Annotated in this window: 13 protein-coding genes; 5 read left to right on the top strand and 8 right to left on the bottom strand. The window is 49.4% G+C overall.

The window, feature by feature from the left end; translation table 11 throughout:
• Positions 1-105: 105 nt before the first annotated feature.
• Positions 106-330: a DUF6447 family protein gene (locus BUQ89_RS04125; RefSeq protein WP_218146719.1), complete on the bottom strand. Its 225-nt coding sequence runs from the start codon at positions 328-330 to the stop codon at positions 106-108.
• 25 nt (positions 331-355) lie between these two features.
• Positions 356-826: a DUF5658 family protein gene (locus tag BUQ89_RS04120; RefSeq protein WP_028460679.1), complete on the bottom strand. Its 471-nt coding sequence runs from the start codon at positions 824-826 to the stop codon at positions 356-358.
• Between the two features lie 353 nt (positions 827-1,179).
• Here BUQ89_RS04120 and rpmH point away from each other — a divergent pair, with 353 nt between their 5' ends.
• From rpmH to mnmE, 5 genes are all read left to right on the top strand, one after another.
• The gene (rpmH, locus tag BUQ89_RS04115) at positions 1,180-1,314 is read left to right on the top strand and encodes a 50S ribosomal protein L34 (protein WP_074202502.1); all 135 of its coding nucleotides are present in this window, start codon (positions 1,180-1,182) and stop codon (positions 1,312-1,314) included.
• A gap of 24 nt (positions 1,315-1,338) precedes the next feature.
• Positions 1,339-1,713, top strand: a complete 375-nt coding sequence (gene rnpA / locus BUQ89_RS04110) for a ribonuclease P protein component (protein ID WP_342742996.1) — start codon at positions 1,339-1,341, stop codon at positions 1,711-1,713.
• Positions 1,701-1,910 (top strand): membrane protein insertion efficiency factor YidD, encoded by a 210-nt coding sequence (gene yidD / locus BUQ89_RS04105; protein ID WP_074202500.1) that lies wholly within the window; start codon positions 1,701-1,703, stop codon positions 1,908-1,910. The genes rnpA and yidD overlap by 13 nt, the downstream gene beginning before the upstream one ends.
• A gap of 185 nt (positions 1,911-2,095) precedes the next feature.
• A complete protein-coding gene (yidC, locus tag BUQ89_RS04100; protein ID WP_028460678.1) occupies positions 2,096-3,994 on the top strand; it encodes a membrane protein insertase YidC in 1,899 nt (632 codons plus the stop codon).
• Positions 3,995-4,041: 47 nt separating this feature from the next.
• Positions 4,042-5,418 carry a tRNA uridine-5-carboxymethylaminomethyl(34) synthesis GTPase MnmE gene (gene mnmE, locus BUQ89_RS04095; RefSeq protein WP_051537480.1) on the top strand — a complete coding sequence of 459 codons (1,377 nt, stop codon included), beginning with the start codon at positions 4,042-4,044 and terminating at the stop codon, positions 5,416-5,418.
• Between the two features lie 226 nt (positions 5,419-5,644).
• Here the strand turns inward: mnmE and BUQ89_RS04090 are convergent, their stop codons facing one another.
• The 6 genes from BUQ89_RS04090 to BUQ89_RS04065 form a co-directional block, all read right to left on the bottom strand.
• Positions 5,645-7,159: a tyrosinase family protein gene (locus BUQ89_RS04090; protein ID WP_051537479.1), complete on the bottom strand. Its 1,515-nt coding sequence runs from the start codon at positions 7,157-7,159 to the stop codon at positions 5,645-5,647.
• Positions 7,160-7,296: 137 nt separating this feature from the next.
• The gene (locus BUQ89_RS04085) at positions 7,297-9,363 is read right to left on the bottom strand and encodes a multicopper oxidase family protein (protein WP_051537478.1); all 2,067 of its coding nucleotides are present in this window, start codon (positions 9,361-9,363) and stop codon (positions 7,297-7,299) included.
• A 271-nt stretch (positions 9,364-9,634) separates the two neighbouring features.
• Positions 9,635-12,793, bottom strand: a complete 3,159-nt coding sequence (locus tag BUQ89_RS04080) for a type I restriction endonuclease subunit R (RefSeq protein WP_218146718.1) — start codon at positions 12,791-12,793, stop codon at positions 9,635-9,637.
• 16 nt (positions 12,794-12,809) lie between these two features.
• Positions 12,810-13,127 carry a hypothetical protein gene (locus BUQ89_RS13185; protein WP_051537477.1) on the bottom strand — a complete coding sequence of 106 codons (318 nt, stop codon included), beginning with the start codon at positions 13,125-13,127 and terminating at the stop codon, positions 12,810-12,812.
• Positions 13,124-14,488: a restriction endonuclease subunit S gene (locus tag BUQ89_RS04070; RefSeq protein ID WP_036572418.1), complete on the bottom strand. Its 1,365-nt coding sequence runs from the start codon at positions 14,486-14,488 to the stop codon at positions 13,124-13,126. The genes BUQ89_RS13185 and BUQ89_RS04070 overlap by 4 nt, the downstream gene beginning before the upstream one ends.
• The gene (locus tag BUQ89_RS04065) at positions 14,478-16,196 is read right to left on the bottom strand and encodes a class I SAM-dependent DNA methyltransferase (RefSeq protein ID WP_028460674.1); all 1,719 of its coding nucleotides are present in this window, start codon (positions 16,194-16,196) and stop codon (positions 14,478-14,480) included. The genes BUQ89_RS04070 and BUQ89_RS04065 overlap by 11 nt, the downstream gene beginning before the upstream one ends.
• Between the last annotated feature and the right edge of the window lies 1 nt (position 16,197).

Raw genomic sequence — 16,197 nt, 5'->3', positions numbered from 1 at the left:
TGTATTTTTGAACTTTTCTGATTACTTGCAGCATTGATAAATCAAGCACTTAAAAACCTTGTCCAGCCCGAGATAACCAGTTATGCAGCGGTCTTTAGTATAGTATCAAGGCGTATCTTTGGGCAGCGCATTCTTTAATGCGGCTTGATAAGTCAGTTTGGCCGTGCTCGCAATCGCGAGCTTGGCTTTGAGTTGCGCAATCTCATTGTCTACAAATCTGAGATTGGTAATCTGTGTTTTTGCCTCGTCACTCAACGATGACAACGGATACTCAGTCCCATCAATCGTGATTTTTTGTTCGTTATCAGCCATTTCAATCCCTTGATTCATTTGATTCCGCCATTGTAGCAGATGCCTAACCGTTAGCCAGTCGCAATAAGTAAATTTCGTAGCCAATTAGGCAACTGTAACTGACTAATAACATATATTTCAGGTGCCTGACCCGTATTTTTTCTGTCAGTCGGACGTCATGATGAATGATCAAAAGTATCAATGCCAAACCGGTCAGCGTCAATTTAACACCGACAAATGTTGCTACACCGGCTTCAATCAGAACCGCCATCAGGCCATTCAGCTCCACGCCACCATTGGCCAATATCGCTAATGTAAACGCGGCATCAAGGCCGCTCAGTACGAGGATACCGATCGCGCACAACACCAGACGACTGCTATAGCGATCCACATACGCAGCACGACCCTTATTTGCTCTGCGTTCACCCATACGTCGACCTGTTTTAATACCCAGATGATAAATACAGAAGAATGGCATGCTGGTACGACGCGTCTGATATCGACAATCGACCACTTCAGTCATATTGACCCTCATGTTCGCCTCCTTAAAGAAACAATATAGAGCGCTGAAATTCGATGATACGGTTTAGCCGCATCTCAACGAAAACAGAGATGCTCGATCCGATTTCTGATTGGTATATCTGTAGCAGCGCGTTTTGTAGCAGCGCGTTTTTTATGAATAACGCTAGTGGAACAACCCAGTATCCATCATACCGCTAAAGTTTAGTTCCGCACTTTATAAATTGCAACACACCCGTTCCGCACGGTTTCCAGTCAAACCCAGTCAATACGACGGAGAGTATTCGTGAAGATAAAATAAAGTTGACAGCATACCCCATAACGAGTTGTAATAAGCGGTTCTATTGACTACAGAAATTAGAGAGAAAAATGAAACGAACCTATCAACCATCTGTTATTCGCAGAAGGCGTACGCATGGTTTTCTTGTACGCATGAAAACGCGGGGCGGGGCAGCAGTTATTCGGGCACGTCGGGCTAAAGGACGCGTCCGTCTCGGTGTTTAAACCTTATTTGATAGCTAGAATAGAATTATTAGCTTTATAAAGATTCATTCCCTATCGAAAAACCGTCGATTACATAAGGCGGAAGAATTTTCTGCGGTGATCCGTGTTAAATGCACCGTCAGCGGCGACTTTCTCCAGGTGTATGCTAAACCCAATAATGCTACATTTTCACGATTGGGATTGATTGTTGCAAAAAGAATTGAACGACGAGCAGTAAGGCGTAACCGAGTAAAACGTGTATTACGGGAAGCATTTCGTATGACTCAGCAGGACTCAGATGTCAGAAAAATGGACTGGGTAGTCCGTCTAAGACGACCTATCACCAGAAATGATTCATTCCACCTAGCTATTGAAGTCAAACTACTGATGCTTCAGCTACTACAACAATGTCGCGACTGATTATTGGTTTTATCAAATTTTATCAGTATTGTATCAGTCCATTGCGGCCGCCTTCCTGTCGATTTAGTCCAACCTGCTCACAATATGCTTGTGAAGCTTTAACAAAATATGGACTAGTACGGGGAATATTGCTGAGTATCTGGCGTATATTGCGTTGCAATCCATGGAGTCGTGGTGGTTACGAACCTGTTCCCTAGCGCATTACAATTTATTCGCAAAAACTGTTTATGGTATAACCTTTAATCACAGCGCTTTTCAAGAATAATTTTTCAGAATGACTGCTTGATTAATAAAATAAAGTAGACATGGGCACTGCATAAATTGTAATGTTCCTCGCATACCAAGAATAGCTGTCCGAAAAACCAACCTGACCAGATCAAAGATGGAAACAAAAAAACTCGTATTAATTATCATTTTATCCACCTCACTGTTGTTTCTATGGGAGGCCTGGCAAAGAGAAACACAGCCACCCGCTTCTCAAGTAACACCCGGAACTGTTGCGGAATCAAACGATCAGCGACATGGCCCGCTACCGGTACCCGGAGATGAACTGGCTTCCTCACAGTCTGAGGCATCGGGCATTGCGGCAGAAATAGAAGGTGCATCGGCGTCGATTACACCCAATCTATTAACCATGGGTGAAAAGATTCACGTAACCACAGACATGGTCGTAGCAGAAATTGATACTGCCGGTGGTGATCTCCGCCGTCTTGGTTTACGCAAACACCCGTCCAGAGAGGACAAAGATACGCCTTATGCGCTATTACTGGATCAAGCAGCACGTTTCAATGTTGCGCAATCCGGATTGATTGGAGACGGACTTCCCAGTCACAAAACCCAGTTTACTCTGGACTCGGCGACCACTGATTATGAGCTAAAGCCAGGTGAAGATAAGGTGGTTGTACGTCTTCTGGCACCAGAAGTAAATGGCTTACAGATTGCCAAAATCTATACTTTCCATCGTGACAGCTATGTTATTGATGTGGAATTTGAGATTACTAATCATAGCGAATCGAGCATTCAGCCATTTTCTTATTTTCAAATGCTGCGCGATTCAAATGCACCCGATGGTGCAGCTTTCATGGTTCATTCCTATACCGGGCCTGCCATTTACACCGATGCCGAAAAATTTCAGAAAATCGATTTTTCTGACATCGATAAAAACAAGGCAGAGTACCCAACGAATGCAGACGATGGCTGGATTGCCATGCTAGAGCATTATTTTTTAGCGGCCTGGTTGCCCAAACAAGGTACGCCGCGTGAATACTATGCCAAGCGTTTGGCGCCCAATCAATACGCAGCAGGAATTATCGTACCCGTCGGCGCCATTGCACCGGGTCAAACAAAAAATATTACTTTACCACTGTATGCGGGCCCACAAGAGCAGGACAAACTGGCGCAACTGTCACCAGGACTCGACTTAACCGTTGATTATGGCTGGCTCACTGTTATTGCCAAGCCTTTGTTCTGGTTACTTTCCTTCTATCATTCCTGGGTAGGAAACTGGGGTTTTGCGATTATCCTGTTAACACTCACGGTTAAGCTGCTGTTTTTCCCACTATCGGCAGCGGGTTACCGCTCCATGGCCAAGCTGCGCGTGGTTACGCCCAAGTTGCAACGTATTCGCGAACAATATAGCGGCGACCGCCAGCGCATGCATCAGGCCATGATGGAGTTTTACAAAGAAGAGAAAATCAATCCAATGGGCGGTTGCTTACCCATACTGGTACAGATCCCGGTATTTATTGCACTTTTCTGGACTTTATTAGCAGCTGTAGAATTACGCTACGCACCTTTTGTACTGTGGATAACGGACATGTCCGTGCCCGATCCCTATTACGTGTTACCGCTGATCATGGGCGTTTCCATGTGGGTTCAGTCCAAACTCAGTCCCAAGCCTGCAGATCCGATCCAGGCCAAAGTCATGCAGATTATGCCTGTCGCATTCAGTGTGTTCTTTTTCTTCTTCCCATCCGGGTTGGTCCTGTACTCACTGGTCAATAATATTCTGTCCATAGCGCAGCAATGGCAAATAACACGCATGTTTGAAAATAAGGCTGAGGCAGAAGCGAATAAGGAGAAGAGCAGAGGCAAGAGTAAGGGTAAGGTTTCTCTGGAAAAGCCCCAGCTTCAAGCACCCACCGATGAGAAGGCAGACGGAACTGAAGCCGTACAGACTGCTGATTCAACGGATATGAGCACTGGCGAATCAACGCCCCCTGCACTCAATAAAGAAGCCACCAAGAGTAAACGGCGCAACAAGAGAAGCAGGAGAAAATAATCATTTTCCGGGCTGTCTTGTTCTGAGGCTGCCCGGAAAAAATCACCATGTCACACGCTGCGGATCTCGAAAAACGATCTGATATTATCGCGGCTGTTGCCACGCCACCGGGTAGAGGGGGCATTGGTATCGTCCGCGTTTCCGGCAAAAACCTCCAACCGTTTGCCGAAGCGATGCTCGGCTCACTGCCAAAACCACGTTATGCTTGCTTTAGCAAATTCTATGATGAGAATGAGCAAGTTATCGATCAGGGTATTGCCCTTTATTTTCCTGCACCCCATTCTTATACGGGCGAAGATATTTTAGAATTACAGGGACATGGCGGCCCGGTAATCATGAATCTGTTAATGGCCCGCTGTCTGTCTGTGGGTGCGCGACTGGCGCAACCAGGAGAATTTACACTACGCGCTTATCTCAATAATAAATTAGATCTTGTCCAGGCTGAAAGTGTCGCCGATATTATTGAAGCCAGCACCAGTGAGGCGGCGCGCTGTGCAATGCGTTCACTACAAGGAGCCTTCTCTGCCACAATCGACAGCCTGGTCCGGCTCATCATAGAATTACGTGTCATTATTGAAGCAACACTGGATTTTCCAGAAGAAGAGATCGATATCCTCCAATCAATGCAAGTGGGTCATCAGCTTGCAGTCATTCAGGACCAACTGGAACAGGTGCTGATAGCCTCACGTCAGGGTAGCCTGCTACAAGAAGGGATTAAAGTCGTACTGGTCGGCCAGCCCAACGTTGGCAAATCCAGCCTGATGAATCAACTGGCCGAAGAGGAAATCGCTATCGTCACCGAAATCCCCGGCACAACGCGCGATACGATTCAACAAACCATCAAGATAGAAGGCGTACCCATACATATCATCGATACAGCCGGACTAAGAAAAACCGATGATATTGTAGAAAAAAAAGGCATCGAACGAACACAAGCTGCGATTCAAAAAGCGGACATGCTGCTACTGTTACTTGACAGTAACGCGACGGACAACAGCAGTAATCATGAAATCCTGAATAACCTGCCGGCTTCTTTGCCACGGCTCATCATTTATAACAAAATAGATTTGCTCAATATCGATCCCGGTATTGAAAACAAAGCGGACCAGGTGATTATTCATCTATCCGCTAAAACCGGCGCGGGCATCACACTGTTGCGCCAGAAGTTATTAGAAATGGCGGGCTGGCAATCCAATAATGCGGGCGAAGGTTTATTCATGGCTCGCCAGCGGCACTTACAAGCACTCATGGCGGCAAAAACACATCTAGAAAACGCCCGGCTTCTGATGGAAAATAATTATCAGCTGGAGCTGCTGGCAGAAGAACTCCGCTGTTCACAAACAGCGCTCGCCACTATCATGGGAGAATTCACCGCAGATGATTTATTAGGTGAAATATTCTCCCATTTCTGCATCGGGAAATAAAAACATCAAACGCCGCAAGAAAGCCAAACGAAATCAGGTAACCACGATCCGGTTTCAATCTCAACTTGTGCAAAGAAGGTTTCGACATATTCTTGCGCCAGTTAATACAGGGGCTGTCTCTTGCGGTTGGTGTCGAAGTGTTTCCCCTCCTTCGTCCGTTATAAAACGGAGTAGAAAAAGGGGGCTTTTTCGTGCATTCGAGTATGTGCTATTTACGTCGGGCGGCTTATTCAAACATTTGAAGGCTGACGCTTATACGCGGTTCGCCTGCCTGGCTTAAAGGGAAGGCGGAGCGATTGCCAGAGCGATCGATCATTTCAATCCGTGCGGCAAGACGGCGACCCGTGATTTCCTTTCGGTCAATTTCAAAGACACCCACGAAAATATTGGCCTTGCGGCATGTGTCGCAATGCTGGGGCGTGCTTGACTGGAAAACTGCCAGGTGACGAATAGGCTCGTCATTTGCGGTTAGCACCAGGTCAAAACTGCCAGGTATTTTGAGGCGATCCACACCGCAAACCTTGACCAGCAAGGCGTCCGTATCGGGGACAGATACTCCGAGCTTTGCGATTGCCCCGGCTACAAGAGGTGCCTTTGCTTCCGGTAAGACTTCATTTGCAGGATGCATATAGTCAACATCCAGCGCGCGAAGGTCGATAGTTTCGTTAGCACCGGCCTTAAAGGGCTTAAGTTCGTTGGCGACCGGATCAGTCAACCAGAAAGCATCACCAAGCAACGTGGTTTTGAAATCCTCCAGCGTTGTTGCATTGTACAACTGCTGCCAGCGCCACCAGAGTCGTTCCCAATTACTGTGGAAAAACCAGAAAATCGGATCAAATGATGCAATGTCCTGATCGGTCATTGTTGGGCCGCATGAATTATGCCCCGCATCGTGTGCTGCGATAATTCCAGAATGTCGTGGCTGTCCGTCAACCCATGGATTGTCTGCATTCCAGCCATTAAAATCTTCCCAACGGGACGATCCCAATGCCTTTCTAATCGTCCCTGACACATCGTATCTATTAAGGTTATCAATAATTACTTCGGGGGAGTATCGCCTGGTGTCAGTATCCGCCTCCACAGCTGTACGTCCATCCAGCGCAACCAGTTTGCGTGGAATGGTGTATTTATCAAAAGGTGCCTGGCTCAAGACCTCGGGCAAGGTGTCATCGGTAATATCCCAATAAGGGAGTGTCACATCCTCACATCCCGCAACGGAACGAAGGGCATCCTCGAATTGGATCATATAAATCCGATGCCAGGGGTTGTAGGCATTTTCGTGATGACGGCAATAGACGTTCGGCATCGGAAGCCAGTGCAAGCCAGCTATGGCAAAATAACTTTGTGGGTGATCCGGGTCCCTGTCCATAATGCCTTGGAATGCCTTGCGAAGCTGGGTAATTTCCGGACCATTCGGGTCCATTTCCGCAAGATTGCGACGTATGCGCTTTGCAGGTGATGCGGCCTTTAACAGCCTGCTCTGTAGTGCTACGCCACGCGGATAGCCATCGCGCATCCAGTTATAGAATGTATCGACCTGTTCTGCTGGCCACCGGCGCCCCTGTGATGGCGGTGGCATTGTGCCTTCACGGACATGAAAATAAATTCGCTGGGCATTAAGCCTGACGCCGTCATAGGTGCGAAGATCAATCCCCCGCGCTTCCATACAGCCTTGATCCTGGGGCGTGAAAAGAAAGCGAATATCGCCAAGATAGGTTGGATGCTCGATCGGGTGAGTCATAGTTGGAAGTTCCTTAATATTTTATATTTATCTTGTGTATGTTACGGTCAATGTCGGACATGTACCCGGCAGAACAGGCAAGTTGGCGCATAAGCGAAACTCGCGACCGAAGCCCGGTTAAGTCGCCTCTTCCCGGATTAATGATGTCCGTAAAGTGGCTTGCCCTGGACGCTGATCGGCACAATCCGCACATTTTGCATCATGCCTTGATCTTCATGATCGAGGATATGGCAGTGCAGTACGAATTCACCAACATAACGCTGATATTTGGTCCGGATGCGGATTCGATATGGCGTTTGGTCTGGATCGGCTTGTTTTGCAACAAAAAGCGTATCTTTCCAGGCGCCTTTCAGACCGGCATACATAGACGTGTTGCCAGGGGCATTTGTGCTGACGTCATTGCCATCCCGATCAAGAATTTCAATGACCTGGAAGGGATTCACGTGGATATGAAACGGATGGTCTGCCAGAAATGTCTTGAGTTCCCAATCCTGTACAGTGCCAAGGGGCAGGTTGCGATCTATCCGGTCTGGATCATAAGGCGCGGCATTAATGAGCTTTCCATTTTCATCCAGATTTCCGACCTGAAAAATGGCAGGCGACGATTGGGTGGCAATATTAAAACCCAAGGTCTGAGTGCCGTCAGGCTGGGTTGTTTCGAGCGATGGATGCGGTTCAAAAGACTCCAGGCCAAGATGGGATTGAAGATCTGCTACGACTCTGTCCTTCACATCATCAGGCATATGCACTCGAGCGGCCTCAATGAGCGTGTGACGCACATAGTTGGTGATGGTGTTGGCATTTATGTCCAGCCCTTTCGCGACAGTCACGAAACCCAGCAATGCTCTGCTTTTATCTTCATCAGCAACCGTTTCGTTTTCGGGTGCTTCGGCATCGACAAGGCAATAGATGCCAGGTTCGGGAAAGACAACGAGAAGATCTTCGCGATAGCCTGGATGCAGTTCAGACGTAGTCTGCTCTCTCAAGGCACCACGGGTAAGCCCGTCTGTGGCCATGGAAAACTGTTCCAGCGGGGCCCCAGAACAGATATTTCTGACAAGCGCTTCCCGTTTCTTCGCACTACCTGCGGTATAAGCGGCGGCACTTGCAAGTTTGGCATTGTCGCCTGTAAATTTATAAAACCGGAATTTGATCGAGTCCCGAATGCCCGCATGAATCAGACGCCAACGCTCGAGTTGTCCGGATCTTGATCCGTCAAAAAGCGGAAGGACACGGCCATTAATCGTGGTATGGCGCCCTGAGCGCTCCCAAGTGCCAGGACCAAATTGATCGTAATTGGAAATGGTGCCGACATCGTCTGTGTCGCAGATCCAATAGCCGTTGAGGGCCACTTTGATAGCGCCATTTTCATCGCGGCAGGCATAGGGCGTTTGTTGCAACAGAACGACACGTTCACGAAAGGGTTTGCCGCTCCTGTCGCGCAACAGGGTATCCACATCGCCGGTCCGATCCTGTTGTGGCAGACGATCGCCATGAATGATCAGAGCGCCTGCCATGCCGCTTCCGACCTGCAATGCAGTCGAACCATGTAAATGGGGATGGTACCAAAAGGTCCCGGCGGGATGGTCCTGAGGCAGATTGAATTCGTAATTGAAGCTTGTCTCAGGCGGGACCCGTAACAGCACATTATCGGAATTGCCCGAAGGGCTGATCCATAATCCATGCGTGTGCATATTAGTGGTGTTGAAGCAATGTGGAATATTGACATCAGTGACATCAGTGACATCAGTGCAGGATGGATCATTAGTTGGTAAATCATTGAATAGATTAAGCCGGAACGTTTCACCCGGTTTCAGATTGATAGTCGGGGCGACAAAAGGAACCGATGGATCGACACCTTCTCCCTGATAGGCGCGCAAATTAACCTTGTTGTATTTACCGCTATAGGGATTAAATATTTTTCCGTTCACCATGCGAATATGAGCCGTCCACTCCACCTCACCCTCACGGGCAAAAATTTCGTCTGGCAAAGCAGCCGTGCCCATTCTTTTTGGACTTTCTTTTGCTCCAAACGCTTTCAGAATTGCTGAAGGCGGGTTATCGATCGGAACATTGGAATAGTCTTCTGCAACGACCATCGGTGCGCACAAAAGCAGAACACCCAATGCACCATAATAGCCAAGCTTCGTTGCCCAGGGCAGGATAGAACGTAAAATTCGGTGTTGCAGATCAACATGCTTCATTTCGACAAGTACCCTATTTTTGATTGTTATCGGTAGATAAGAGAAATAAACGTCTTTTTTATGGCAGTAAAATATACGTTAAGCCATTTATGCAGTCAAACTCGCGGCTGAATGAACAAAAATGTCATGTTTCGTGCTGGGCACCACACTTTTGCGATCATTTCAGCATATCGGTATGCCTGAATTACCATTGGACTTGAGTAATGGAGTTTCCCGCTCGTGGGTCAGTCGGTACAAGCCGTTCTTTCTCAGACCTGTAAATTCGGCACAGTCAGCCACTCCACTGGCTCGATAGCACTTCAGCCTGCTGGAGAATCAGCTCTATGGCTTCCGGGGCCTTGTCCGGCGGATATTTGTACCGTTGCAACGTCCGCCGTACCAGAATCCGCAGTCTGGCGCGCACGCTTTCCCTCACCTGCCAATCTACAGTGGTGGATTTACGCAGTTTTTCGGTAATTTCAACGGCGATTTTCTTCAGGGTCTCGTCGCCCAACTCACGCACAGCGCTTTCATTGTTGGCCAGCGCATCGTAGAAGGCGACTTCATCCGGATTCAAGCCCAGGGCAGTATCGCGCGCCAGTTCGGCCTGAAACTGCTTAGCCATGGCAATCAGTTCCTCGATCACCTGCGCGGTTTCAATGCCGCGGTTGTTGTACTTGCGCAGAGTTTCCTGCAGCCGATCACCGTATTTCTTCTCCTGCACCACGTTGTTACGGGTACGCGCCTTAATGCTGTCTTTCAGCAGCTTCTCCAACAACTCCACCGCGAAGTTCTTGTAGGGCATTTGCCGTACATCTTCCAAAAATTCATCTGACAGCAAGCCAATGTTGGGTTTGTCCAGTCCGCACAAGGCAAACACATCAGTCACGCCTTTGGCTACCACGGCGCTATCCAGAATCTGCTTGAGGACGGCGTCTTTTCCATCCTGGGTCTGCTTCTTGTCCACGCTGGTATGCTTGGTGATCGCGGCTTTCACCGCCGACAAGAACGCCACTTCTTTGTGATAGGCACGCGCTTCATCCAATGTACTACAGAGTGAATACGCCTTATTCATCGCCAACACAGCATCAAGAAAACGCTGCTTGCCATCTGCCAACCCCAGTACATAATTAGCGGTGGGGATCAGCAACCTGGTAGCCCCATGTTCAAAGCGACTGTAGTCAAAGCCCTTGCCTTTGGGCCCAGGCGCAAACATGCCGTGGATGACATCCAGCTTTTCCAACATGACAGCGAAGGCTTCCCCGACGCTGTGGGTCGGCTCACCCCTACCCTTGGCATCGCTGTAGGTTTTCAGGGCCTGCTTCAGCTCGTTGGCGATGCCGATATAGTCCACCACCAGACCGCCGGGCTTGTTCTTGAACACCCGGTTAACGCGGGCAATGGCCTGCATCAAGTTATGGCCCTTCATGGGCTTATCCACATACATGGTATGGCAGCAAGGAGCATCAAAGCCGGTCAGCCACATGTCGCGCACAATCACCAGCTTGAGCGGATCGCTACTGTCTTTGAAGCGCTTTTCCAGCCGCTTCTTGGTCTGCTTGCTGTAGATATGCGGTTGCAACAGCGGCTTGTCAGAGGCCGAGCCGGTTATCACCACCTTGATCACGCCTTTCTCTGGCTCCGGGTCGTCCCATTCCGGGCGCAGGGTGACAATTTCGTTGTACAGCTGCACACAGATATCCCGGCTCATAGCCACAATCATGGCCTTACCATCCATGGATCTGGAGCGGGTTTCAAAATGATCCACCAGATCGGCAGCCACCTGCTTCAAACGCGGACTTGAGCCGACCAACTTCTCCAGCCGGCTCCATTCACCTTTGGTTTTCTCGCGCTGGCTGATGTCTTCTTCGTCCTCAACGACTTCCTCAACTTCATTGGACAACGACTCGATCAGGTCATGATTAAGATCCAGCCTGGCCAGCCGCGATTCATAATAGATAGGCACAGTCGCACCATCGTCCACCGCATCCTGAATGTCGTAAATAGACACATAATCGCCAAACACGGCGCGGGTATCTTTGTCTTCGTTGGCAATCGGCGTACCGGTAAAACCGATAAAGGCGGCATTGGGCAAAGCATCGCGCATATGCCTGGCATAGCCGAATTTATAGCTGCCATCGGTTTTAAGTGTGGCTTTCAAGCCATATTGGCTGCGGTGTGCCTCATCAGAAATCACCACAATATTGTGCCGATCGTTCAGAATCGGGTGGCCGGACTCATCACCTAGCAACGCGAATTTTTGCACGGTGGTAAAAATAATACCGCCGGATTCGCGCTCAGCCAGCAATTGACGTAACTTATCGCGGTCTTCGGCTTGCACCGGCGTTTGTTTTAAAAGCGCTTTGGCTGCGCTGAAGGTCGCGAACAGCTGGCCGTCCAGGTCGTTGCGGTCGGTCACCACGAGCAAAGTCGGGTTGTTCATTTCTGGTTGCTGTAATAATTTACCCGCATAACAGCACATGGAAATACTCTTGCCGGAGCCTTGGGTATGCCAGACCACACCCGCCTTCTTGCTGCCCGGCACCACTTCATCGCCATAGGTAGCGCGCTTTTCCTCAACCCTATTGCCCTCAGGCATCTGAGCGGCGATCACGGTGGCTTTCACCGCCTCGCGCACTGCGTGAAACTGGTGATAACCGGCTATTTTCTTGATCAGATGATCGGCATCGGTTCCGAAAATAACGAAGTAGCGAATGTAATCAAGTAACAATTCCCGGTCAAAGAAGCCCCGCACCATGGTTTCCAACTGCCATTCCAGCAGCGGCTTGTCATCCTCGTGCTTAAGAGTACGCCAGGGCATAAAGCGCTCCTGGTTGGCGGTCAGCGAGCCGATACGGGCATTGAAGCCATCACTAATCACCAGGACTTCGTTATAGACAAACAGATCGGACACTTCGTCTTTGTAGGTCTGAAGCTGGTTGAAGGCATCCCAGATATCGGCGTTCTTGGCGGTAGGGTTTTTCAGCTCTAATACCGCCAATGGCAGACCATTGATAAAACAGATCACATCCGGGCGGCGCGGTTGCTTGCTGCCTTCGATAGTGAACTGGTTGATGACCCGAAAGCGGTTGGCCGCGAGATGTTCAAAATCAATCAGAAAAGCCCGGTCGTGCACCACCTTGTCATCCCGCTTGTATTCAACGGGCACCCCCTCCAGTAATAGCCGATGAAAAGCGCGATTGCTGGTCACGATATCCAAACTCTCCGGCTTGCGCACCAGTGCAACTGCTTGATCAACCGCGCTGGCGGGCAAGTGCGGATTAATGCGGCCGATGGCGGTCTCAAGATCGGCTAATAACAACACCTGACGGTAGTCTTTACGTTCCGGGGTGGGGCCATCATAGGCGATATCCGGCCCATAACCTATCTCCCAGCCATTCTCAGAAAACCACTCCAGACAGAGCTGTTCCAGTCGATCTTCGGTCATCATCTTGCATCAATCCCTTTTATTTATTCCAGGCACTGGCCACTAAACGATCGGTTTGATTGTAGATACTGACCTGATCGATGTAATGATGAAAATCCTTGTTTTCTACTGCGATACGGTTGGCTGACTGCCAGTCAACATTGGGGCGTTCTTTAGCAGGAATAAGAATCTGGCTGATGGCTGGCACGGGGTTGCGCTGCCAATAATAGACCCGAGGCCTGGGTTTATCGCGAGTCGCCACATTCGGACATTGCTTTTTAGCCAACTCACGGGCGGTAAACTTACGCTCAGGATACACTTGCAGCGTTTGGATAATCATTTGTACACGCGTGGTCATGCTTCAGCCTCCTCGGCCTCAGTTACGCTAGAAATAGCCAACTCGCCGGAGAGGAGCTTGGGGAGAAGTGTGTCTCGTATCTGAGAAAGAGATTTGGATTCATCCCCGTGTTTCCTAGCAAGCCTCAAGTACAGCTGTGCAATTCTGTCGAATGCATCTACAACATCTTTTGGATAGATGATCCACGGCAATTCCGCCAAAGCCTTGGCATTAGCTCTTTGGCGCCCACTTGTGCCGGTCATCGACTGAATCGCGTATTGCCTGAAGTTGGCATCACGAGCCACGAAATAGCCAATAGATTCTGGGTAGCCTTTCTGAGGTCTCATTACAATGTATTCCGTAGATCCCCAACCAACTTGACCTTCATACAGAAAATCAACGTAAGCTGTTTTTCCGTTTTCAAGACAGGGGGTAATTCTGGCTAGTAAAGTGTCCCCATTAATAAATTTGGTTCCACTGCTCATCCCTCGATAAACAATCTCTTCCGCGAGATGACCTGAAGTCGGCACATTCTTCATGTCCAGATACGGGGCTAAAGTGCCTTTTTTTAGTATCCGTCGCGGATTGAATTCAATAAGGTCAGCCAATGGCCTAACGCTCCATCCCTCCGGAATCTCGCCCAGTTCGCTGTCCTGCATGGCAGAGGGGAACAACTCAGCGGTAGCTTTCAGCTCGGCATATTGTTCCGGTTGCTCGGCTTGCAGACGACTCAAATGATCCTCATCCTTGCCAGAGATCGCCTGCATAGCAGCTAACAAGGCGTCTTGTTCACTGCCACCGGCTTGCAGTGCCGCCATCTTTGCTTTGACCGGCTCGAAGTCGACAAACCAGCTTTTGAAAATCGTCTGCGCCATTTGTTCGAGGGTTTGGTTGATCTGTGAGTTCAGATAAATCTTATCCTCAAGCGAAACAAGAAATTGATTTATAAGACTGGCTGCGTCTTGATCAACACTTGCTACTTCAAAATTATTTAAGGTGTCTCGGCCTACATTCGGAAATGTGGAACCGGTCACAGCTTGTAGCAGCCGATCTAAATTTTGCTCTATGATTGCACGCAGATATGGAGTTGGGTAGCCGTTTTTCCCTCTGATTGCTCCAATACCTCTGCCAATTGCATATCTCTGATCTGCATAATTCATTCGCCCAGTGGTTGAGCCACGAACGCAAAAGAGAAGATCTCCTTTCTCTGCAAACCTCCTACCATTTTCAGTATATTGAACTGGTTCGGGGTGACGCCGGGTGAACTCAGTTGGTCCGTTTAGAAGTGGACAGCCGCTCCCTGAATTATTTACTTCATCACCTTTGGGTGACTGCCCCATAATTACTTCTGCAATTTCACCTAGGCGAGTATTAAACTTCATACCCAATCCCCCCAAGGTTCCGCTTGATCTCTGCTTCCAGTCGCTTACTCTCGGCAAACTGCTCCTGTAACTGTCCGGTCAATCGCGCCATTTTTTCGACAAAGGGCTCGCCGTCCTCGATCTGCTCCTCTGCACCCACATAGCGCCCGGGGGTCAACACGAAATCGTGTTTCTTGATCTCATCCAGGCTGGCGAATTTGCAGAAGCCGGCGATATCTTTGTAGCCATCACCTTGTTGCCACGCATGGAAAGTGTCAGTCACTTTGGCAATGTCATCAAAGGTGAAGTCGCGCAGCACCCGGTCGCGCATGTAGCCCAGATTGCGGGCATCAATAAACAGGATTTGCCCTTTTCTATCGCTGAAGGCAGCGCCGGTCGCGTTACTTCTTACACCTTTATCCTTGGTTAAAAACCAGATACAAGCCGGAATCTGGGTATTGGTGAATAACTGCCCTGGCAGCGCCACCATGCATTCCACCAGGTCTTCCTCAATCAGGCGCTTGCGGATTTCGCCTTCGTTATTGGTGTTGGAGCTCATGGAGCCGTTGGCCAACAGCAACGCCATGGAGCCGGTCGGGGCTAAGTGGTGCAGCATGTGTTGCATCCAGCCAAAGTTGGCATTGCCTTTGGGCGGAGTGCCGTATTGCCAGCGCACGTCTTCCGCCAGGGACTCGCTCCACCAATCTTTGATGTTGAACGGCGGATTGGCCATGACAAAGTCGGCGCGCAAGTCCGGGTGCTGATCGTCGAGAAAGGTGTCGGCGTTTTTCTTGCCGAAGTTAAAGTCGATGCCGCGAATAGCCATATTCATGGCGGCCAGCTTCCAGGTGGTGGGATTAGATTCTTGTCCGTAGACCGAGATGTGCTTTTTCTGCTCGGCGGCGTCATAGTGTTGTTCGCTGGCGTGTTGCTCGATGAACTTGTCGCTGGAGACGAAGAAACCGCCCGATCCCATGGCCGGGTCATATACCCGACCGGAGTAAGGCTGCAGCATTTCCACAATCAAGGTAACAATGCTTTTCGGCGTGTAGTATTGGCCGCCCTGCTTGCCTTCGGCCAAGGCGAACTGACCGAGGAAATACTCGTATACATGGCCGAGGATGTCTTTGCTGTGCAGGTTGAGTGGCTGGCCTTTATATTCCGGGTTGGAGAAGGAGGTATCGGAAAAAGAGTTGATCAGACCAATCAGTTTGTCGTTGTCCAGCTGGTACTGGCTGATACGGTTCAAAATACCCTTGAGTCTGGCGTTGCTCTTTTCGATTTCTTCCAGCGCGTTATCGATCAGCCATGAGACAGAGCGCAGCTTGACAGCATTACCCTGATCATCCGTCCACAGCACCGAACCGGTTGGTAAGGTGGCCTTTTCCTTTAAGGTACTCCAGCGAGCCGTCTTGGGTACCCAAAACACGTTGGCTTCACGATAATAATCGAGAAGCTCCAGCTCATCGGCCAACGCCTGCTGGTAGTCGCCATCACTGTCGAAATCGTCGCGCGGCAGGTAATAGATGTTGTCGGCCTCTCCAGTCTGGAACATCTTCAGCAGTTGTCGTTGACGTTCTTCAAAGGCATCGGACACATATTTCAGGAAAATCAAACCCAGCACCACATGCTTGTAGTTGGCGGCGTCCAGGTTAGCCCGCAGCTTATCGGCCGCTTTCCAGAGTTTGTCATCCAGTTCCTTGAGGAACGATTGTTCAGTGTTATTCATT

This window comes from Nitrosomonas cryotolerans ATCC 49181 (assembly GCF_900143275.1).
Taxonomy (GTDB): Bacteria; Pseudomonadota; Gammaproteobacteria; order Burkholderiales; family Nitrosomonadaceae; genus Nitrosomonas; species Nitrosomonas cryotolerans.
This window is presented reverse-complemented; position numbering and strand designations above follow the sequence as displayed.

What these genes read in the sequence shown, in the direction of transcription:
- BUQ89_RS04090 (WP_051537479.1), bottom strand. Translation starts at nt 7,159, where the DNA reads ATGACTCACCCGATCGAGCATCCAACCTATCTTGGCGATATTCGCTTT.
- yidD (WP_074202500.1), top strand. Translation starts at nt 1,701, where the DNA reads ATGTCGCGACTGATTATTGGTTTTATCAAATTTTATCAGTATTGTATC.
- BUQ89_RS04070 (WP_036572418.1), bottom strand. Translation starts at nt 14,488, where the DNA reads ATGAAGTTTAATACTCGCCTAGGTGAAATTGCAGAAGTAATTATGGGG.
- BUQ89_RS04125 (WP_218146719.1), bottom strand. Translation starts at nt 330, where the DNA reads ATGAATCAAGGGATTGAAATGGCTGATAACGAACAAAAAATCACGATT.
- yidC (WP_028460678.1), top strand. Translation starts at nt 2,096, where the DNA reads ATGGAAACAAAAAAACTCGTATTAATTATCATTTTATCCACCTCACTG.
- BUQ89_RS04080 (WP_218146718.1), bottom strand. Translation starts at nt 12,793, where the DNA reads ATGATGACCGAAGATCGACTGGAACAGCTCTGTCTGGAGTGGTTTTCT.
- BUQ89_RS04120 (WP_028460679.1), bottom strand. Translation starts at nt 826, where the DNA reads ATGAGGGTCAATATGACTGAAGTGGTCGATTGTCGATATCAGACGCGT.
- rpmH (WP_074202502.1), top strand. Translation starts at nt 1,180, where the DNA reads ATGAAACGAACCTATCAACCATCTGTTATTCGCAGAAGGCGTACGCAT.
- BUQ89_RS04065 (WP_028460674.1), bottom strand. Translation starts at nt 16,196, where the DNA reads ATGAATAACACTGAACAATCGTTCCTCAAGGAACTGGATGACAAACTC.
- mnmE (WP_051537480.1), top strand. Translation starts at nt 4,042, where the DNA reads ATGTCACACGCTGCGGATCTCGAAAAACGATCTGATATTATCGCGGCT.
- BUQ89_RS13185 (WP_051537477.1), bottom strand. Translation starts at nt 13,127, where the DNA reads ATGACCACGCGTGTACAAATGATTATCCAAACGCTGCAAGTGTATCCT.
- BUQ89_RS04085 (WP_051537478.1), bottom strand. Translation starts at nt 9,363, where the DNA reads ATGAAGCATGTTGATCTGCAACACCGAATTTTACGTTCTATCCTGCCC.